Raw genomic sequence first — 20,455 nt, 5'->3', positions numbered from 1 at the left:
AATGGAGGAAACCCTATTGTTAGGATTTCCTTTCTTTTAAATTTAATAGTTATATATGGCTTCATGCAATCTAATTACGCCTTCATTTATTTCTTCATTTTTTAGATGGCCGTATCCTAAAATAATCCGATTTTGGTGTTTTCCTTTTTCAATTGTATGATCTTCTACTGAATATACTTTCACTCCAAATTGTTGGATGTGTTCAAGTAATTCTTTTGAGAAATGTAGCTCATTCCATTCAACAATTAGGTGTAAGCCTGTTGAATAGCCGAAGATATTAACCTTATCCGAAAAGGTTATTTTTAAACAATGAATCAGGAAATCCCTCCGATTTTTATACATTTTTTTCATTTTTGTAATGTGTCGTTCCAAATAGCCTTCATCAATGAATCGAGCGAGAATAAGCTGATCTACAGAAGGAGTGTGTAGGTCGGAAAACCATTTTAGTTTCCGACATTTTTCAATCAGATGCGAAGGGAGAACTAAATATCCCATTCTAAGAGCAGGAGATAAGATTTTACTGAATGAACCAATATATAACACGCGTTCCGGTTCCAACCCCTGCAACGAACTTACGGGGGGGCCTTCATATCGAAACTCGCTATCATAATCATCTTCAACAAGATAACAGTTTGTCTTTCTCGAGTAATTAATCAATTGGATCCGTCGTTGAATCGGCAATGTTCCTCCTAAAGGGAACTGGTGGGAAGGAGTAATAAAGACAAACTTTGGATTTTGATTGATTGGTAGCAAGGATGTCTTCATTCCATATTCATCAACAGATACGGGATAAAGAAGAGCCCCTGAATCTTTAAAGATCGTTTGGATATCATTAGTGATGGGATCCTCCATTATTACTGTATCATTCGGTGTTAAAAGTAGTTTAGAAACAAGTGTGAGAGCTTGAGTGGCACCAGAAGTAATAACAATCTGATCTGGATGACAGTGAACCCCTCTCGTTTTAAGTAAATACCGTGATAAAACCTGCCTTAATTCTGGTCGTCCTTCAGGGATATCGTACCCAAACGAAGAAGGTGAGGTGTCATTCCACGTGGCATGAGATAACTTTGCCCATGTCTTACGGGGGAATAGATCTAATGAAGGTATACCCGACCGAAAATTAATAACGGGATCCTCTTTTCTGTTTTCTTCCCTCTCATCTGAAGAATGAAATACAGGCACCTTTTTATGTTGTTCTAAAAAAGCTCCTGCAGCAACAAAGGTGCCTGCTCCCCTCCGTGAAACTAAAAAACCTTCAGCCAGCAGTTGATCGTAAGCTTCCAAAATCACATTTCTGGACACTTTTAATTCAGATGATAGTTCGCGTGTGGATGGCAGTTTTTCTCCTGAATGTAGATGCCCATTTAAAATTTGTTCCCGTATTTGTTGATACACTTGTCTAATCAAAGGTATATCTAAGGATCGGTCAATCGGTATCCAAAGCATATGTACATTTTCTCCTTTAATAAAAGTGGTACCATTAAAAATTGTGTTTAGTGGTACTAATACAAACCATTTTATCATGATAAAGTGGATGCAAATAGAAAAGGAGATGGACAATGATGACTAATCCAGAAATCGAAGTTATTCAAGCTCTTAAATCAATTGCACGTAATGAACAAATGAAATCTTATATTCAGCAATCATCCGAACTCTATCCGTTATTGTTAAAAGCTGCTAAACGGTTTGTCACAGGCGAAAATAGCCAAGAAGGAATCGAAGTAGCAAAAAAACTAATTTCAACAGGTTATTTTATTTCGCTGGAATACATAGGAGAAAACATAACTGATTTAGAGGAGTGTCAAAAAGCAAAAAATGAGTTTCTAAACCTTATAGAAGAGATGGGCTCTCTATCTATGAAGGAAACTGTTTCGCTTGATTTGTCACATATCGGGTTATCTGTGGATCCAGATACAGCTTATAGCCATTTGCTTGAGATAGCAAAGGAAGCAAATCTGCATGGGATTTCACTGATGATCAGCATGGAAGAATCAGCAAAAACAAATCACATTCTTGATATTTATAGAAAAACAGCCGAACAGTGCCCAAATGTAGGGATAACTATACAGGCACACTTATACCGATCGGACAATGATATTCAGAAACTCATTGATTATCCTGGGAAGATACGCGTTGTCAAAGGAGCTTATCAAGAATCTGCCGATATTGCCATATCTAGATCGAAAGAATTAAATGATCGCTATCTTAAACTTATAGAGCAACTAATAGAAGCCAACCACTCGGTATCCATAGCCACACATGATGAGATTCTTATCCGCGAAATGGAACATCGTCAATACCTTAATCGTCCAGACGTAGAAATAGAAATGCTCTATGGCATACGTTCAGATTTGTTAAGTGATTTAAAAAGCAAAGGTTATAACTGTAAAGTGTACTTACCTTATGGAAAAGAGTGGTACTTGTATTTATGTCATCGAATAGCTGAATACCCGGAAAATTTATATCGCGCAGTAACGGATATCATCCATTCATTAGAGAGAAGTACTCATATTGAATGACCATTTAATCCCAAGCTTGAAAATTATGTTGGCCATGATCATTGTAGGCAGTTCAGTTGTAGCAGGTAAGCTGATGGTTCAAAGTTTCCCCGTGTTCTTGGCTTCTGAACTTAGGTTTCTTATTGCAACCATTATTATGGTTCCATTACTGATTAAGATGGAAGGGATCCCGACCATTAGTAAGAGCGATTTTTTCATCCTATTTTTACAAGCATTATCTGGTGTATTTTTATTTAATATTCTGATGTTGTATGGCCTGAAACTAACTACGGCCATGGAAGGCGGCATTATTACAAGCACCATTCCAGCAGTTACCGGGGGCCTTGCTGCTCTTTTTCTTAAAGAGAAACTAACCAAAAATGTTAGCATAGGCATTTTGCTGGCAGTTTTGGGAACATCGATAATCAATGGTTTCACCTCTTTTTCATCCATTGAGCGCGGTTCCTCTCCCTTATTGGGGAATTTACTCATTTTTGGTGCCGTTATTGGTGAAGCTTTGTTTATTATATTTGGGAAATTTGTGGCACAGCGAGTTAGTCCGCTTGCTATTTCAACGATTGTTAGTTTGTTCGGGGCTGTTTTATTTCTCCCGTTTTCTCTTTATGAGAGCTCTCAATTTAAATTTAAAGAAGTGTCCATGGCGGAATGGGGATTAGTGTTTTATTTTGGTGTAGTTGTGACTGTTATTGCTTTTATTCTTATGTACCGGGGTGTTTCAAAAGTTCCGGCAAGTACAGTTGGAGTGTTGACAGGTGTTTTACCAATTAGCAGTGTCATTCTTTCTGTGCTTTTCTTAGGTGAAAAACTCTCTTTTATCCATCTTATAGGGAGTGGATTCATATTAACAGCTATTTTGTTGATTGCTAAACACCCAGAGAAAAAAGTTATTCGTCTCGATCACATTAGAAAAGGAGACACTTGATGCTGCTCGTGTCTTTCACTTAACGCTCTCTAACAAGCTTCCTCCTATTAAATTAACTGATTCATCATTAAAATAGTAAACAATCGATCCGCGCTTCAACAAACTAATTGTCAAAAAGAGAGGAAAAAGTTGATTTTCGCTGCAGGCGGGCGCTTTCCGCTACAATCAACGGCAAAAAACATCATTCATTTTTAACCATGCTCAACTTTAAAGCCGATCTTCCTTAGCGCAAGGAAAATCGGCTTTTGGTCTCCCGAAATTGTCTTGACGTATATCTTCCGTATTTTTCTGTTAGAATGCCAAAAGAAAAGGATTAAACCAAGCGATTAATCGCTTCTATTCCTCGGAAAAATACTTTCTTTATTTGTTCCACGTCTGTTATCTCCAGGCCAGGTATGCCCGCAGATACGATAAAATTAGCGTCCATTCCTTTTTCCAGACGACCGAACTGATCTCCTTTTCCTAAAAGGTCTGCGGGGTTTGCTGTTAATAAAGCTAGAATGTCATTTTCATCAAATTGATGCTCCTTCATCAATTTCATAGCAGGTTGGGCTATGAGCATCAAAGCATCTGGTCCTTGCAGTGTACGTGAATGGAAAGGAAGCCATGAAACATTCGGATAGGGGGGAAGATAAGCATCTGTCGCAATCGATACAGCTATTTTCTTTTCTACCAACTTCATAATTTCCTTCGGAGAATTGGGCGGCAAATGAGTTCCTCCCATTGGAGTGGCTACTATTTTCATGTTCTGCTTTGCTACTTTTTTAATTTGTTCATCCGTAATTCCATGAGCATGATGCAGGACATCTATCCCTGCGGAGATGGCTAATTCAATTCCTTCTTCGCCTGCCACATGGGCGCCTATTTCCTTATTCAATTGATGATAAATATCCGTTACTTGTTTCAATTCTTGCAAACTGTACATAATCTCACCAGCGCAAGGCACTGCCTCAGCAGTAAAATTGGCAGGAGTCGCATTGATGAAAACATTTTCACCGGGAAAGCTGCTTTCTTTCGCAATTTTTCGTACTAATCGTGCATCAGACAAGCGGCTTCTTTCGATAGGCTGTGACTGGGTAATAGCTGAAAAGTGTACAGGTTCATCAAAACCAATGGATATGCTCGTCGTGGCAAAAGAAATATCAATCGGCAAATCAGCTATTGATTTTCGATAATCCTTTATTGAAAAATTGCAGTTTGGATGGCCGCAAATTTGTTCTCCGAGCGCTGTAATCCCTGAGGATAGAGCATGAAAAAGAATTGATTTTCCTGCCCATAGATGAGTGTTTGGAGAAACAGGATGCAAGGAAGAAGGCGCAAATTCTAACAAGTGAGTATGACAATCAACGAGTGAAGGCGTAATGACATATTCGGAACAATCGATCACTTTAATGGTTGAAAAGCGTTTCTTTACTTGTTCCCAAGGGCCAAGTTCTTCAATTTTTCCGTGACTGATAACGAGGCATCCATCCTCTATCGTTCCGTAATCTGATACAGTAACCAGCTTTTTCCCGCGAATTAAATACCGCTCTTCCATAGCTCACCCGACCAAATAAGGAGTTAAAAATACTCCGAGTATCCAGGCTGTAATGAAGCGGATAATCAGCCCAATGAGCGCTGCTTTTAATACTTCTTTCTCGTTTAAACTAGACGATTCTACCCATGTTGCCGGCACTTGACCAAAGATGACAGACAGCGGTAACCCTGAATTGGCAATGATAAAAGAGCCAACGATGAGACGGGGGTCGAACCCCTGGCTTAATTCAGCCAATTGAGCCACTGCAAGTGTAGGAGCTGCAAGAATAGAAACCAGACCCGTCGCCGGCTCAATGCTTATGAACGTAAGGAAAGAAGATAAACACGACTCCAGCAGTTCCCATACGCCTGCAAACTTTAAAATGCCAATAAAGAAAAAAACAGCGGCCACTGCCGGGATGATAATTAAAAACAAGAGCTCTGCTCCTTCTTTTGCTGAAGAGAAAATGGTTTGAAGAAAAGGCGTTTTCGGTGTAAAGCGTGGCAGTTCTTCTAGCTCGACTTTCTTAGTGGAGCGATAAACTGTTATTGATAACAGAAAAGGAACAACAATAATTGGAAGGAAAATAGAGAGAATCACGAGCGGAAAAGCATGAATGCCAAAGGCAGCTAAAGCTATTAATCCCAGTACAAATGTTGCGAAGGATTGGGGGGACTGAATCATTGTGGCAACAGCAATTTTTTGTTCATCTTTCGTAGCACTGGCTTTCATAAGTATTGGACCCGCAATTTTTCCAGCAGCATTAATGTCGCCAAGGACATTATAGACACTTGGTATAATAACAGCTGGATTGATTCTGAACCATTTCATAACGGGCACAAACATTCGAATTAATCCATCTGTAAATCCAAGCCGCTCTAGTAGGCGGCCCATAATAACACTCGCAATGATGGCAATACCTATCTCACTCATTAAAAAAATGTCAACAACCACAGGTTTGACTTCATTTATAATGGCACTAAAAAAGTCTGCCAGCGAATTAGGCTTAAATAACAGAAGAAGCATAGAAGATAGGACAAGAAGAAGACCTAACCCCTCATAAAATTGCCACTTGGCTCGTGAATCGTTAGTCTTAGCTTCTATTTTTTTGACATAAAAGTTGCCTCCTGCCATTTTTATTTTATTGTATGAATGGTTGTAAAATAGGTGAATAGCCCAATCTTTATTAAAATACTCATTTGACTACCAGCCATTTGCTGTTTATACACTTTACCAGGAAAGGAAATTGACTCTTCTACACAGACGAAGCATAGTATACCTGTCGAAAAGAAACATGACTTTGACGAAGAACAAGCAGGTGAGCGCAGATTATCCAATAAAGTGAAAACGTCCACCTTAAATGTTGGTGGACGTTTTCATTGAGTGACTCAGCCAATAAACTTTATTACCTCGTTAAATGCTGTTTGCGCTGACTTTGTATCGTATCTTGGAGAATAAGGATCACTAAATCCATGCTGACCGTTCAATTGATGAACTTGAATAGAGCCTGTACGCAGATGTTTAATTAACTCATCTACACTAAACGAAGGCTCTTCCTGTGGGAAAAATAGCAAGACAGGGCACTGCGGTGAGATGGACAAATAATCTCTAATCCGGGAGCCATAATAACCTATTATTCCATCAACTGATTTTTCTTCGCTGCACAACCAGGCAACTGTTGCTCCCACACTAAACCCAATAAGGAAGACTTTCTTATATTTTTTCTCCATATCTATCAATAAACGTTTCATGGTACGTGCCGCTCTAACAAAGCCTACATTCTCGATGAAATGTCGATAGGCAGCAGCTTCTTCTTCATAATCAAAAGGGGCTTCTCGTTCAAGCAAATTGGGGCAAATCACGTCAAACCCTCTTTCTGTCAATAACTCGCAAAAATCTCTCATATGGCGATTTACCCCATAGATTTCATGTGCCACAATGATGACTATATCGGACTTTTTATGTATGCTCACTCTTTTCATCTCTCCTATCCAGCTATGTAGTAAGGAGTTACGTTAAATATAACTATTAGTTTCAAATTTTTTCAGGCTTTCTCGCTGATTCAACAAAAAGTGAATCACCATTCATAATATGTTATAGTAAAAGAGAAATCCAGGATGGGGGGATCACACAATGGAGTCTGTTTATTTAGTTAGTGGGGCAAGAACACCATTTGGCGCTTTCGGCGGGGAGTTAAAAGGGGTATCTGACATTGATCTTGGAGTAACAGCAGCAAAAGCCGCCATGGAAAGAAGTTCTCTATTGCCGGAGGAAATTGAAGACGTAGTATTTGGCAATGTCATACACACAACGAAAGCGGCTTCTTATTTGGCACGTCATATTTCTCTAAAGAGCGGAGTACCTGAACGAACACCAGCTTTAACAGTAAACAGGCTATGTGGTTCGGGGCTGCAGGCTATCGTATCGGCGGCACAAACGATTCTATTAGGCGATGCTAGTACCGCACTCGCGGGCGGAACAGAAAATATGAGTCAGGCTCCGCATGTACTGCGCTATACCCGTTTCGGTTCGCCATCCGGACCGCCACCGCTGGATGATATGCTGTGGTTAACACTCACAGACCAATACATCGGCTGTGGGATGGGCATTACAGCTGAAAACCTGGCACAAAAATACGAGATCAGTCGCAAAGAGCAAGATGCGTTCGCTTTGCAGTCACATCAAAAAGCAGCAAAGGCACAAGCAGCAGGACGATTTAATGAAGAAATTGTTCCTGTTCTTCTTACAGATAAAAAGAAACGAGAAAAAACGGTTTCCAAGGATGAGCATATCCGCCCGGATACAGACTTTGGGAGCCTCAGCAAGCTAAAACCAGCTTTCATTAAAGAGGGAACAGTGACAGCGGGCAGTTCAAGCGGGATTAACGACGGAGCAGCCGCGGTGGTTCTCGCTTCGGAAGCATTTTTATCGAGACGCTCGGACATCAGGCCGCTCGCGCGTATCGTTTCATGGGGAATAACTGGAGTTGATCCGAACATAATGGGAATTGGTCCTGTGCCAGCAAGTGAAGCCGCTCTTAAAAAGGCCCATTTGACATGGAATGATATGGATGTCATTGAATTAAATGAAGCATTTGCCGCGCAATCGCTGGCTGTGATGAAACAACTAGAGCTGGACCCGCAAAAAGTGAATGTCAATGGCGGGGCCATTGCGCTTGGCCATCCGGTTGGCGCCAGCGGCACACGGATCACATACTCGCTTGCCCTAGAAATGCAAAAACGCGGAGCCAAATACGGCCTTGCCTCGCTTTGTATCGGTGGGGACAGGGAATTGCGGTCGTGCTTGAAAGGGTGTAAGTATTGTAAAGTTATATGTAATGGTAGAGTGATAGCAAAGTTGATGCATCAACAATAAAGATAGGGTGTTAGGCCGCAGTGGATTCATTTGTGGCCTAACACCTTCATTTAAATTAAACTATAATGATTTTACCGGTACGCATATTTCACAATAATCGTTGTTAATCATATCACCGCTATATCTTTCAAAAATCGGTTTGTCGTCAACTTGATATCCGTTATTCTGTAGAGCTGGAAACATTTCAGCCCATGCTTTTTGGACACTTTCGGTTGTGTGTTTGACTTTGAATACAACGTATTGTCCACCAGAAAGTTCACCTTCGTAAATGGAGTCATCTAGTTGATAATCTTTTGAAATGACAATACACGCATCATATCGGCAGTTTTCAGGAAGGGTTGTTTCGGGGTTATCTTGCGGAATTCCGAGTATAATGGCTGATCCAACGAGCAAATTTTTCTTTTTAGCCCATTTTTTTAACTTTTCCATTGCTTGAATGTTGGCAGGGCCATAGGGACCCACTTGACGCACATAGGCAAGGCGATAGTTTGGAAGCACTTCGACATTCATATTCATCGTTTCATTTTCCTTTCTGTATTGAAATATTTGATACACTTCGAATGCTATCATGATATAAAAATATAATCATGACATTTTTAAAAAATGATGAAATATATGGAGTCGCGAAGTTTATTATTTATTCAACCCTCATTATCTAATGGCTTATTCTAAAGGGGATCATTGAGAACGAATCAGAAAATGCAGTGAAGGATCTTTCGTTAAAAATTAAACAGCTATATTTTATAATAAATAGGCTCTGTTAAATGTGAATGTTGATTTTTAATCGTTGATTGTAACGGAAGGCGGCTCCAGCGGGAAAAGCGTATCCTGGTGAGACCCCGCAAGAGCGCACGCGACGAGGAGGCTCACGGACCGCACGCGGAAAGCGTCCGCCTGCAGTGATCAACTAATAAATAAAGAAGAATCCGTTTCGGTGAAATTTACCTAAAACGGATTCTTGTCTAACAAATTTACATTTTAGTTTTACCGTTTGTTTAAGCGGGAACCTTTTTTTTAGAAAATCCCGTGATAACAAAACCAGTAATAAATGCTACAGTTGAAACTATGATAGCAAAAATTAATCCAACAGCTCCCATAAAAGTATCTTCTCCCGGGTAAGAAGGTGTTAGCGTTACGAACCAATAAATAAATATCAAAATCAAAAAAACATAAAAACTGCTTCCGACAGCCCCCATCTTCAAACGGTTTCCTGCCGTTCCTTGCCAAGCCTTATTCACTAATATCCATAAATAAAGGCTTACGATTACCGCTGAAAGCATCACAAATAAATGAACAAAAGGAATAAACAAATACATCAGCACATAAAGACCCAGACAGGCAAAAGAAAATAGAAATCCATTCATAAAGAATAAGAAGAGACCAGCTAACCAGTGATTTTGAAACCATGTAGCGTTTTTTAATTTATGTACAAGCTTGTTGTTTTCTCCTGTCTTTTCTATTATTGGGCCTTTAAACAATATAAAAAGTAACACTCCAAAAACTCCAATTAATAACCATGATGACATACCATCCCACCTAAAGTTAAGTTTGTACGCTCCCTTGTTACCTGCGTAACTCTAATCATTTCAAAATTGATTTTTTCAAATATAGGGTGCAGCTTATAAAATTCCCTTTGTTCCTCCGTATCTATTCCAACCCTATATCTCCGGGCTGACAGTCTATTTTCTTCTCGCTGGCATCTATCGATATAAGTGATAATCGCCATCCTTCTTACCTCAGACCGTTAAATCATTTTCTGCTTTTATATTGAGTGCACTTTTTAACAAATTCTGAAGAACCGCAGCAAAGGTAATTATAAACCCGATTATTGCTAATCCAGGGTACAACGCATTTTGGGATAGAGGGAATGTATCGCTTGTGACATATAAAACAAAACAACGACCTTTAAAAATAGCGTTATTCCTCATTCAATGAAAACACCTCAATGGTTTATCGGTAATATAAGTTTAATACGATATTTATCGTTTTTCAATAAATTTTTATCTCTTTATAATTCATTATTATTGTTTCTGATAACTTTCTCTATGTTTTTCTTTAAATAAAATAGAATATATCTTCTTTTCGGTACGAAGATTTTGATTATACTCTTTTAAAAAGTTGAACTTCATTTTTAACGGTTCCATTTTTTATAGTGGAACTTTACTTCAAAGCCGAAACTATTTGTAGTTGTGATTTTTAATTTTTTGTCGTCACTTTACACGGAGTCTTTTTTATCGTTGTAAATATATATTTTTGTTATATAATATCAATATATTCAAATATTTGAATATATTGATTAACAAGAAAAGAAGGGATGACGGTGAGCAAGCTATTGGGCTCTTTGAATAATTATTCCATTCATCATCTCCGGAAAGATTTACTCGCAGGCGTTATCGTTGGAGTCATCGCACTGCCACTTGGCATGGCTTTTGCTATTGCTTCCGGAGTAAAGCCTGAGTACGGTCTTTATACGACCATCATTGCTGGGATTCTTATTTCTATTTTTGGCGGTTCCAAATATCAAATTGGCGGACCAACAGGTGCCTTTGTGCCTGTCCTGCTCGGGATTGTTATGGCTTATGGCTATGAGAATCTGCTGATTGCCGGATTTATGGCGGGAGTCCTGTTGGTTCTAATGGGCATGCTTAAATTGGGGGCGTTGATACAATTTATTCCGCGTCCAGTGATTATCGGCTTCACTTCAGGTATTGCCGTTATTATTTTTACCGGACAGGTTGCTAATTTTTTAGGATTGAGCGATATTGAAAAGCATGAAGACTTCTTTTCCAACATGAAAGAAATGGTTATTCATCTGAATACTATCAATGTATATAGTGTAGCAACTGCATTGATTTGTTTCTTCTTTATCGTTGTGACACCTAAATTTTCACCCAAAATTCCAGGTCCCTTAATCGGCCTTCTGGCTTCAAGTGTTATAGCTACTTATCTTTTCCCAGGTCACGTAGAGACCATTGCTTCTACATTTGGTGAGATTCCTAATTCCTTGCCTCATTTCCATATGCCGCAGTTTACACTGGAAAAGATTCAGCTGCTGATCGGTCCAACTTTTACTATTGCTATTCTTGGAGCGATTGAATCTTTGTTATCAGCGGTTGTGGCTGACGAAATGACTGGAACAAAGCATAACAGCAACCGCGAATTGGTGGGTCAGGGGATTGCTAACATGATTACTCCTTTATTTGGCGGGATTGCAGCTACTGGAGCCATTGCCAGAACAGCAACTAATATTAAAAACGGGGCAGTATCCCCTGTTTCAGGTATTATTCATGGGTTAGTTGTACTGTTCGTACTCGTGCTTTTTGCCCCTTACGCTTCTGCTGTCCCTTTAGCAAGCATGGCACCTATTTTGATGGTTGTTGCCTGGAATATGAGTGAACGCAAAGCATTCTCGCGCATATTACTGACCAAAACGAGCGATTCATTTATTTTACTTACTACGTTTTTTCTTACAGTGTTTGCTAACCTAACAATTGCTGTAGAAGCAGGGCTGCTTATGTCCTTCATCCTCTTTATCAGACGGATGAGCACCTCCTTTAAAGTTAATCAAGTGCTTCCTGATCCGGCAGATAAAAAGGTACGGCCATTGCTAGATGAAGAAAAAAGTGGCTGTCCGCAAATTAGCTTGTGCACCGTGGAAGGACCGCTTTTTTTTGGAGCCGCTCAGTTGTTTGATCAAACAATCGCGGAAGCCATCCATTACCGGCCGAATGTGTTAATATTGAGAATGAGCAAGGTTCCATATATGGATATAACTGGGGAAGCGATATTAGCTAGCATAGTGAAGGATTTCCATAAACAGGGTGGGCTCATTTTACTCTCAGGTATGCAGCACCAGCCAACAGACGTTATAAAGCGGACAAAGCTATTTGACTTAATTGGAAAAGAACATGTCTTTTCTCATACCGGAGAAGCGATAGACTTCGCCCTTACTAAGCTAAACAAAAATAAATGCCTCGGCTGTAAGCAATACGCTTTTCATGAATGCCTGGAACTTTCTAATAGCAATGAAAAAGAGAAAAAGCCAGACAAAAGTCTTTTAGCTTAAAAGAATGGAGAAAAGAAATGAATACAGATCTACAACAATTTAAAGCTGATTTCTTTAAAGCTCTTTCCCATCCGTTGCGTATACGCATTTTAGAGCTGTTAGCGGAGGGAGATAAAAACGTGAATGAAATTCAGGCGGCGATCGGCTCTGAAGGCTCCTCTGTCTCGCAGCAATTAAGTGTGCTGCGTAGCAAAAATATTGTATACGGCACAAAGGATGGCAATCGCGTGGTTTATTCATTGAGAGACCCAATGATTATCGATTTGCTTCGTATTGCCCGTCAAATATTTAACAACCATTTAATTAATACAGTAAGTATGCTGGATCAATTAAGTGAGGGGAGAAAAGAATAAATGAAAAAGCTCCGGCAACTTGTCATTGTCGGAGCTTTTTTCAATGGTTAAATTTTACGTGCGTGCTTCATACTAAGTATGAAAAGGAGATATTTTCACTCTAGGATAAAATAGATATGTTCGGTATGAATACAAGGTAATAAATTGATAATTTATTCAAGAATTTTAAAAAAACGCCACACAAGAACGTGTGTTCTTCTTATCATTGTGTTATAATTAAACTAGCAATAGAATAGGCTTCTCAAGGGTGGTCGGCACACTCCTCCAATGGACAAGGAGGGAGGTGATGCCGTGTGACAACGTTTGAAACACTTATGTTTGCAATAGCTTTTGCGGGATTAGTCGTGTCAATTTTGTCATTTCATAAAAAGACTAAAACCGCCCTTGAGTTTACCCGGCTCCGGCGGTTTTAGCATGTTAGATGCTGATCTCCTAAAAGGGACCTGCTATTGCATAGCCGTTTCGATGTGTCCAGCATCGAAGCGGTCTCTTTAAAAATATGTGTTTTCTCCTAGATTATACCCCAACGTTTGAGATTTGCCAATAAGAACGATTTTCTTCCTCCTTTTATCGCCTCTATTTCTTAAAATAAACAACATGAAAGGAAACGATCATGAATTATTTTTCTGATGTCTATTTACAGGCTATTTCCCATACAAAACAAAAAGTTCATGAAGATCTCTTTACTTATCTTGGCAGGCAGGAAAAGATGCCTTTTTTCGAAGAATATATGAAAGATCGAGAACGGTACATTCAGCAATTGTGGTTAAATGTATGGCTGAATAAAGCCTCCAATGAATTAACCAGTAAAGAAAAACGAACTTTCTTAAGAGAACAGGGGTTCGTTACAAAAGATGTGGCTCGGAAATTGATCAATCAGTTATTCCGTAATGAGATTAGAAACTATCACCCATTTGATACAGAGAAATGGCTTGATGAAAAGTATAAAAATCTTTCCCCAGGAGCCTGGCAAGCCCTATATGAAAAAGCACGTCTGCATTTTCTTGCTGATCAGGAAAAAGAACACCGGGCAAAAGAACGAGAAAAAATTTATTCGCTCATTGAAGCAGAGGCAGCTAAGATTATAAAAGAAAAGAAGAAATTACTATACTTATCCTTCAGACACTCCGTAGCTAGTCGTCTTCAGAAAAATATGCAGGAACAAACAAGATTCCACCCTATAGATCCGGCTGCTCTGGAAGAGGAATTAATAGTAGATGGGGAGTTTGATCCAGAAGACTACGAAACGGTGGGAGATTTTTTCACCGAATTAACTGGACACATAGAGCAGACGCGGCACTGGGAATTCGAATATGAAACTTATTACTCCGTATATGAGCAGTATGCGGCCAATTATATATTCGATGCTGCCTTGCAGGAGATTTTAGACAGCCTTCCTGAACAGGTAAAGGAAAAATACCAACAAATAAACGATAACCCACTAACAACAGACAGTCTTCATGACTTAGTGGATCATCTGATTTCGGGAGTCGTATGGGAGTTATTTGAAGAATTAACGGAGGAGTTATTGGACCATCTGTTAGTTATTTCTTCTTCGCCATATGAGGAGGCAGTGCAAAGAAAGTTGTATCAGCAGCAACGAGCAGAGAGAGAAAGAAGAAAAGAGGAAAGACTGGCTGAAATAAAGCGCAGGCAAGAAGAGGAGCAAAGACAGATTGAAGAGATTTTTGGCCAGGCGTATCGCCCGCCTGCTGAAAGAAACGTGCACTATATTCTCCATATCGGTGAAACCAACACAGGCAAAACTCACCGGGCGTTGCAGAGGATGAAGCAGGCGAAAAGCGGCCTTTATCTTGCACCGCTCCGCCTTTTAGCGCTTGAGGTATACGAAAAGTTAAATAAAGAAGGCATTCCGTGCTCCTTGAAAACCGGAGAAGAAGAGAAAGTACAACCCGATGCGCGACACTCCTCCTGCACGGTGGAAATGTTTCACGAAAATGATCCGTATGACATTGTTGTCATCGACGAGGCACAAATGATTGCTGATAAAGATCGCGGCTTTTCCTGGTATAAAGCTATTACAGGTGCCCGTGCTGCTGAAGTACACATTATTGCCAGCAGGAATATGAAAGAAATGCTTATTCAGCTTCTCGGGGATAACGAATATGATTTATTTGAATATAGCCGTGATATCCCTCTTCAAGTAGAACCTGTTCCATTTAAATTATCCGATACAGCCAAAGGGGATGCACTCGTTTGCTTTTCAAGAAAAGAAGTGTTGGAAACGGCAGCGAAACTGAAGAAGAATCGCTTTTCTGTGAGCATGATCTATGGCAGCATGCCGCCGGAAACGAGAAAAAAGCAAATGAAGCAGTTTATCGAGGGGAAAACATCTGTCATTGTGTCTACAGACGCCATTGGCATGGGATTGAACCTGCCCATCCGGCGCATTGTCTTCTTAAAGAATGAGAAATTCGACGGGACGCGAAGAAGAACGCTTACTTCACAGGAAGTAAAGCAAATTGCCGGACGTGCAGGAAGGAAAGGAATCTATCCTACTGGAAAAGTAGCTTTTACTGCTGATATTCAGAAGATGACCTATCTGCTCGAAAAAGAAGATGAGCCCGTAAGAACGTTTGCGATTGCGCCGACAGCAGCTGTATTCGAACGTTTTCAACGATACTATCGGGACCTCGGCACTTTTTTTGAACTATGGCAGCAGTTCAAGAGCCCAAAAGGGACAAAAAAATCTGCACTTGCTCAAGAGCGTTATTTATATGAAATCATACAGGGGAGCGAAATAGAAGCCCGCCTGCCAATGACTGATCTGTACGGCTTTTTACATCTTCCATTTTCCACAAAGGAAGTGGGAATGACGAAACAATGGGTAACTACGATGCAGTCAATCGTTAACGGCAGAGAGCTTCCCGAACCGATTATTAAAAGAGGGTCGCTTGAGGACTTGGAGCTCTCTTATAAAGCGATCGGCTTGCACCTCTTATTTTTATACCGATTGGGACGGCAAACGGAAGCGGTGTACTGGGAACGGCTTCGCCAAACAATCAGCGATGAAGTTCATAAGCATTTACAGGCCGGGGAAACCAGTAGGAACAAAGCATGCAAGAAATGCGGGGAAAAACTCCCTGCTAATTTTCAATATCGGATTTGTAATGATTGTTATTCCCACAGGCGGGGAAGAAAGTATAATCGGAACAAAAAGTTCAGCTAACAGGGCTTTGTTAATGACTAGTTTACTCCGTCCTCTTTTTGGGGAATAGAGAACATATAAATTAGGTTCTCAGGAGGAAGATCATGACATTAGCATCTAGACAAAGCGAACCTGTCACCTGTGGCAGTGAATACGAAAGACTTCACAAAGTACTTCTTTGCCAGCCACGGTATATGGCTATCAAAGAAGTGATTAATGAAACGCAAGAGCAATTTAAAGAAGAGAATATCCAGGTAAAACGGGCATTAAAACAACATCAGCGCTTTTCACGCTTGCTTCAGGAACACGGGGTAGAAGTCATAGAGCTTCAACCGCAGGCCGACTATCCTGAGCAGGTATTCACGCGCGATATCGGCTTCACAATTGGAGGTCAGGTATTTATAGCCGGCATGGCGACTGATATCCGTCAAGGTGAAGAAGCCGTGCTAAAGAATTGGCTCCAGCAGGAGGGCCTCCCTCATTTCCAATTGTCTAGCGGCCCGGTTGAAGGAGGAGATATCATTGTCAACGGCCGGACAGTTTACGCCGGGATCAGCAGCCGCACAAACGAACAAGCCATCACTGAGCTTCAGTCGCAGCTGCCTGACTATGAAATCGTTCCGATTCCTTTTGATGAAAAGTATTTGCACTTAGATTGTGTTTTTAATATTTTGTCTCCTGAAGAGGCTTTGGTCTTTCCAAAAGCACTTGGAGAACAGGAAAGACAACTCTTGGAATCCCGGTTTCGTTTGATTGAAGTATCAGAAGAAGAGCAATTTACCCTTGGAACGAATGTGCTCTCTATCGGCAACAAAAAAGTGTTCAGTCTACCGGTTAATAAAAGAGTCAATCAACAGCTGGCCAAGCGAGGATATAAGGTAATTGAAGTGGATATCACTGAAATTATTAAGTCGGGCGGATCTTTCCGATGCTGCACTATGCCGTTGTTGCGCGGATAGTAACGATCCGGGCGTTCATACGCCCGGATCTTCTTATTTGAAACGATAGTCTCCATTTAACGTATAATAAAGGAATAGAAAATTGTAACTGACTACATAAAGTGTGTATGACAGAAAAGGAAGTGAGAAATTGGAACCTATAAAAGACCATATAAAAGAAAATCTGGATATTTTGTTTGTGGGGTTTAATCCGAGTCTTCGGTCCGGTGAAACGGGCCATCATTTCGCTAATCCTAACAATCGATTTTGGACCATCCTACATAGATCAGGCTTAACAGAAAAGAAATTTCACCCGGAAGAGGATGCTTCTTTATTAAATATAGGGTACGGCCTAACCAATATTGTCGCACGTCCGACAAGAAATGCGGAAGAAATTACGAAAGAAGAATATAATAAAGGAAGAATAGCATTAAAGGAGAAAATTTCCGTTTTCAAACCAAGAATCGTTTGCTTCGTCGGCAAGGGAGTGTATCAGCAGTATAGCGGGAAGAAAAAGGTACCTTGGGGAATGCAATCTGTATCTATCGTTCCAGGAGTACGTGACTTCGTTGCTCCTTCATCAAGCGGTCTGGTCAGAATGAAAATGGATGAAATTGTTGCTATTTATAAAGAGCTAACCCGATCGATTCATGAACTTCGGGAAGCAAGAAAGGGGAAGTGATTCTGATGGAGGTTGCTGCCTGGATTGGTATCACCATTTTATTTATTACCAGCTTTGCAGGTCTAGTTTTTCCGATTATCCCGTCCATTTTATTTTTATGGGGGGGCTTTTTGCTTTATCACTTTGGCATCAATAACGATGAATTATCAGTCATCTTTTGGCTGGCGATGGCCATGTTTACCATTTTAATTATCGTTGCTGATATCTTGGCTAATAGCTATTTTGTAAAAAAATATGGAGGATCCAAATGGGGGGAAAGGATCGCTGCTCTTGCTGTTATCATTGGTTCATTTGTGATCCCGCCATTCGGTATTGTACTCGTTCCATTTGCAGCAGTAGTAGTAACAGAGATGCTCATCCAAAAGGATGCAAAAAAAGCAGTTACTATAGGCTTTGCAACATTTATCGGTTTTTTAAGCGGTACAATAGCCAAGTTTATGATCCAATTTATCATGATTATCTGGTTCTTGCTGGACACAATTATTTAAAATAACATCTTTTATATGACACTTGTCATATACCTTCATATGACGGGTGCTACTGCCGCTTTTCCTCTTTCTTTCTTATAATGAATGTATTATAAGAAAAAAGGGAAAGGGAAGACTATATGAATAAAGAAAATTCAAAATGGCTGCGTAAACAAGTAGCTCCTTACGAAAAATCAAATACAGCTGCTAGTATAAGGCAATTAGTAAATACCATTGTTCCTTTTTGCCTTATCTGGTATCTTGCCTATGAAAGCCTGGCCATCTCTTATGTACTGACACTTGTCCTAGCTGCCGTTGGGGCAGGGTTCATGACAAGAATATTTATCATTTTTCATGACTGTTGCCATCACTCTTTCTTTAAAAGCAGAAAAGCCAATAAAATTGTCGGAACCATTACAGGGATTTTAACTTTTTTCCCATATAATCAATGGCAGCACAACCATTCCGTTCACCATGCAACAAGCGGAAATCTTGATAAACGGGGAACAGGAGACATTTGGGTCATGACTGTTAATGAGTATATGGAAGCGTCCTTTTGGCAGCGATTATCTTACCGACTGTACCGTAATCCATTTGTTATGTTTATTTTAGGTCCCATTTATGTATTTTTGATTGAAAATCGTTTTAACCGAAAAGAGGCTCGCTGGAATGAGCGCTTAAATACGTATATAACGAATATAGCCATTGTTGCTATTGTTTCTCTGCTTATTTGGGCAGTCGGCTGGGAAGCTTTTCTACTGGTGGAAGGTCCCATTTTTCTCATTGCTGGCTCATGTGGCGTTTGGCTCTTTTATGTGCAACATACCTTTGAAGATTCTTACTTTAAAGAAGACGAGCATTGGAATTATGTAAAAGCCGCCGTAGAAGGCAGCTCTTTTTACAAACTTCCTAAGCCGTTGCAGTGGCTGACAGGGAATATTGGCTTCCACCACGTTCATCATTTAAGTCCAAGAGTACCTAACTATCAGCTAGAAGCGGCGCACAATCAAATGCCGCCTTTACAAAATGTGCCAACGATTACGTTAGCAACGAGTTTAGGCTCCCTTAAATTCCGTTTATGGGATGAGCAAAGTGAAAAATTCGTCACCTTCCGCGCCGCCAAAAAAGTGGCCGCTCGCAGGAAGGAAAAAAGAGCATTAAAATTTAATTAAAAAGTATAAATAAAACCATGGTTTCGCTCATTGTCCGGTAGAGTGAAAGCATGGTTTTTCATCAGATGAATGATTCACTAGCTGTTCGTATTGTTTTATACTAATAAGAAAGATTGATTTTAACATATAAACGAGGTTTTTATCATGCGGAGAAGGTATTGGCCCTTTCAGAAAAGTTCCGGGATTTCTCCATATATATGGAGCGTCCTGAGCTTGTTGCCCTTTTATTTTATTTTTCAGTCATCCTCGACAGCCAGCATCTTTACGGGGATTACGCTGACGGTTTTATTTTTCATTTCTTACCGTTTCGCCTTCCTATCAAAGAAGTGGCCGGTCTATTTATGGATGTGTATTCTCATTGGCATCTCTGTGACGATGACCATTTTGTTCCAATTTGTGTATTTTGCTTTTTATATCGCTTATTATAACGGCAATATTAAAAACCGAATTGCTTTTATTGTTCTCTATATTATCCATTTAATTAGCACGATTGTTTCTTTCAACTATCACCTTGTTCTTCAAAGTCAGTTATTTCTTAAGCAGCTGCCCTTTATTATTATTGTTTGGATTAGCGTCATCTTGCTGCCGTTTAATATTTATAATCGAAAAAAGCAGGAACAGTTAGAAGAGCAGTTGAAAGATGCGAATGATCGTATTTCTGAACTTGTGAAAATGGAAGAGCGACAAAGAATCGCCCGTGATCTTCACGATACTTTAGGACAAAGGCTGTCGCTCATCGGCTTGAAGAGCGATCTGGCAGGAAGGCTTATTGCCAAGGACCCGGAGCAAGCAAGAAATGAATTAAAGGATGTACAACAAACGGCGCGAACGGCCTTAAATGAAGTGAGAAAGATGGTCTCTTCCATGCGCGGCATTCGCTTGAAGGATGAAATTGTCCTCGTAAAACAAATTTTGCAAGCGGCCCAGATTAAATTCATTGGTGAAGAAGAGCCGAAGTTAGTAAATGTTTCTTTATTCTTGGAGAACATTTTAAGCATGTGCTTAAAAGAAGCCGTGACGAATGTGGTGAAACACAGTCATGCAACCGAGTGTGAAGTGAGAATGGAGCAATCGGAAAAAGATATCTCCATTACCGTAAAAGATAATGGAAAGGGAGTCATAACTGATACAGCATTTGAAAGAGGGAACGGCCTTTTAGGAATGAAGGAACGCTTGGAATTTGTTAATGGATATTTGGATATTTCTTCGAATGAAGGGACCACGTTAATTATCACTGTTCCGAATGATGTAAAACAAAGAGAGAAGGAGAGATGAA

18 protein-coding genes are annotated in these 20,455 nt (G+C 40.0%); 11 read left to right on the top strand and 7 right to left on the bottom strand.

Annotation, left to right across the window (positions count from 1 at the left end):
- Positions 1–42 precede the first annotated feature (42 nt).
- Positions 43–1,446: a MocR-like pyridoxine biosynthesis transcription factor PdxR gene (gene pdxR, locus CJ483_RS01625; protein WP_120031305.1), complete on the bottom strand. Its 1,404-nt coding sequence runs from the start codon at positions 1,444–1,446 to the stop codon at positions 43–45.
- 116 nt (positions 1,447–1,562) lie between these two features.
- On the opposite strand from pdxR, the gene CJ483_RS01620 reads away from it, so the two are divergent.
- Together CJ483_RS01620 and CJ483_RS01615 are read left to right on the top strand one after the other, a co-directional pair.
- Positions 1,563–2,519 (top strand): proline dehydrogenase family protein, encoded by a 957-nt coding sequence (locus tag CJ483_RS01620; protein WP_120037739.1) that lies wholly within the window; start codon positions 1,563–1,565, stop codon positions 2,517–2,519.
- On the top strand, positions 2,512–3,441 hold the full coding sequence (locus tag CJ483_RS01615; RefSeq protein ID WP_120031304.1) for a DMT family transporter: 930 nt from the start codon (positions 2,512–2,514) through the stop codon (positions 3,439–3,441). The genes CJ483_RS01620 and CJ483_RS01615 overlap by 8 nt, the downstream gene beginning before the upstream one ends.
- Before the next feature lie 313 nt (positions 3,442–3,754).
- On the opposite strand, the gene CJ483_RS01610 is transcribed toward CJ483_RS01615, so the two are convergent.
- The 3 genes from CJ483_RS01610 to CJ483_RS01600 form a co-directional block, all read right to left on the bottom strand.
- On the bottom strand, positions 3,755–4,978 hold the full coding sequence (locus CJ483_RS01610; RefSeq protein WP_120031302.1) for an amidohydrolase family protein: 1,224 nt from the start codon (positions 4,976–4,978) through the stop codon (positions 3,755–3,757).
- Between the two features lie 3 nt (positions 4,979–4,981).
- On the bottom strand, positions 4,982–5,911 hold the full coding sequence (locus CJ483_RS01605; RefSeq protein WP_259455534.1) for a hypothetical protein: 930 nt from the start codon (positions 5,909–5,911) through the stop codon (positions 4,982–4,984).
- 434 nt (positions 5,912–6,345) lie between these two features.
- Entirely contained in the window at positions 6,346–6,939 is a 594-nt protein-coding gene (locus CJ483_RS01600) for a dienelactone hydrolase family protein (RefSeq protein WP_120031300.1), read from the bottom strand.
- Between the two features lie 151 nt (positions 6,940–7,090).
- Between CJ483_RS01600 and CJ483_RS01595 the strand changes: the two genes are divergently transcribed.
- Entirely contained in the window at positions 7,091–8,332 is a 1,242-nt protein-coding gene (locus CJ483_RS01595; protein WP_120031298.1) for an acetyl-CoA C-acyltransferase, read from the top strand.
- 60 nt (positions 8,333–8,392) lie between these two features.
- On the opposite strand, the gene CJ483_RS01590 is transcribed toward CJ483_RS01595, so the two are convergent.
- The 3 genes from CJ483_RS01590 to CJ483_RS01575 form a co-directional block, all read right to left on the bottom strand.
- On the bottom strand, positions 8,393–8,848 hold the full coding sequence (locus CJ483_RS01590) for an AraC family transcriptional regulator (protein ID WP_120031296.1): 456 nt from the start codon (positions 8,846–8,848) through the stop codon (positions 8,393–8,395).
- Positions 8,849–9,327: 479 nt separating this feature from the next.
- Positions 9,328–9,858: a hypothetical protein gene (locus CJ483_RS01585; RefSeq protein ID WP_120031294.1), complete on the bottom strand. Its 531-nt coding sequence runs from the start codon at positions 9,856–9,858 to the stop codon at positions 9,328–9,330.
- Positions 9,859–10,068: 210 nt separating this feature from the next.
- Positions 10,069–10,260, bottom strand: coding sequence for a DUF2975 domain-containing protein (locus CJ483_RS01575; protein WP_120031290.1), 192 nt, complete (start codon positions 10,258–10,260; stop codon positions 10,069–10,071).
- 392 nt (positions 10,261–10,652) lie between these two features.
- Here CJ483_RS01575 and CJ483_RS01570 point away from each other — a divergent pair, with 392 nt between their 5' ends.
- The 8 genes from CJ483_RS01570 to CJ483_RS01535 all read left to right on the top strand — a co-directional run bounded on the left by CJ483_RS01570 (position 10,653) and on the right by CJ483_RS01535 (position 20,454).
- On the top strand, positions 10,653–12,398 hold the full coding sequence (locus CJ483_RS01570; RefSeq protein WP_259455532.1) for a SulP family inorganic anion transporter: 1,746 nt from the start codon (positions 10,653–10,655) through the stop codon (positions 12,396–12,398).
- 17 nt (positions 12,399–12,415) lie between these two features.
- Positions 12,416–12,751, top strand: coding sequence for an ArsR/SmtB family transcription factor (locus CJ483_RS01565; protein ID WP_120031286.1), 336 nt, complete (start codon positions 12,416–12,418; stop codon positions 12,749–12,751).
- A 613-nt stretch (positions 12,752–13,364) separates the two neighbouring features.
- The gene (locus CJ483_RS01560; protein WP_120031284.1) at positions 13,365–15,941 is read left to right on the top strand and encodes a DEAD/DEAH box helicase; all 2,577 of its coding nucleotides are present in this window, start codon (positions 13,365–13,367) and stop codon (positions 15,939–15,941) included.
- A gap of 83 nt (positions 15,942–16,024) precedes the next feature.
- On the top strand, positions 16,025–16,879 hold the full coding sequence (locus CJ483_RS01555; RefSeq protein ID WP_120031282.1) for a dimethylarginine dimethylaminohydrolase family protein: 855 nt from the start codon (positions 16,025–16,027) through the stop codon (positions 16,877–16,879).
- Positions 16,880–17,009: 130 nt separating this feature from the next.
- Complete coding sequence (gene mug / locus CJ483_RS01550; protein ID WP_120031280.1) at positions 17,010–17,540, top strand: G/U mismatch-specific DNA glycosylase; 531 nt, start codon at positions 17,010–17,012, stop codon at positions 17,538–17,540.
- Between the two features lie 5 nt (positions 17,541–17,545).
- Positions 17,546–18,028, top strand: a complete 483-nt coding sequence (locus tag CJ483_RS01545; RefSeq protein ID WP_120031278.1) for a DUF456 domain-containing protein — start codon at positions 17,546–17,548, stop codon at positions 18,026–18,028.
- 119 nt (positions 18,029–18,147) lie between these two features.
- A complete protein-coding gene (desA, locus tag CJ483_RS01540) occupies positions 18,148–19,179 on the top strand; it encodes a Delta(5) desaturase DesA (RefSeq protein ID WP_120031275.1) in 1,032 nt (343 codons plus the stop codon).
- A 144-nt stretch (positions 19,180–19,323) separates the two neighbouring features.
- On the top strand, positions 19,324–20,454 hold the full coding sequence (locus CJ483_RS01535; protein WP_120031273.1) for a sensor histidine kinase: 1,131 nt from the start codon (positions 19,324–19,326) through the stop codon (positions 20,452–20,454).
- Position 20,455 lies beyond the last annotated feature (1 nt).

The sequence above is a fragment of the Bacillus sp. PK3_68 genome, from assembly GCF_003600835.1.
GTDB lineage: Bacteria > Bacillota > Bacilli > Bacillales > Domibacillaceae > Pseudobacillus.
This window is presented reverse-complemented; position numbering and strand designations above follow the sequence as displayed.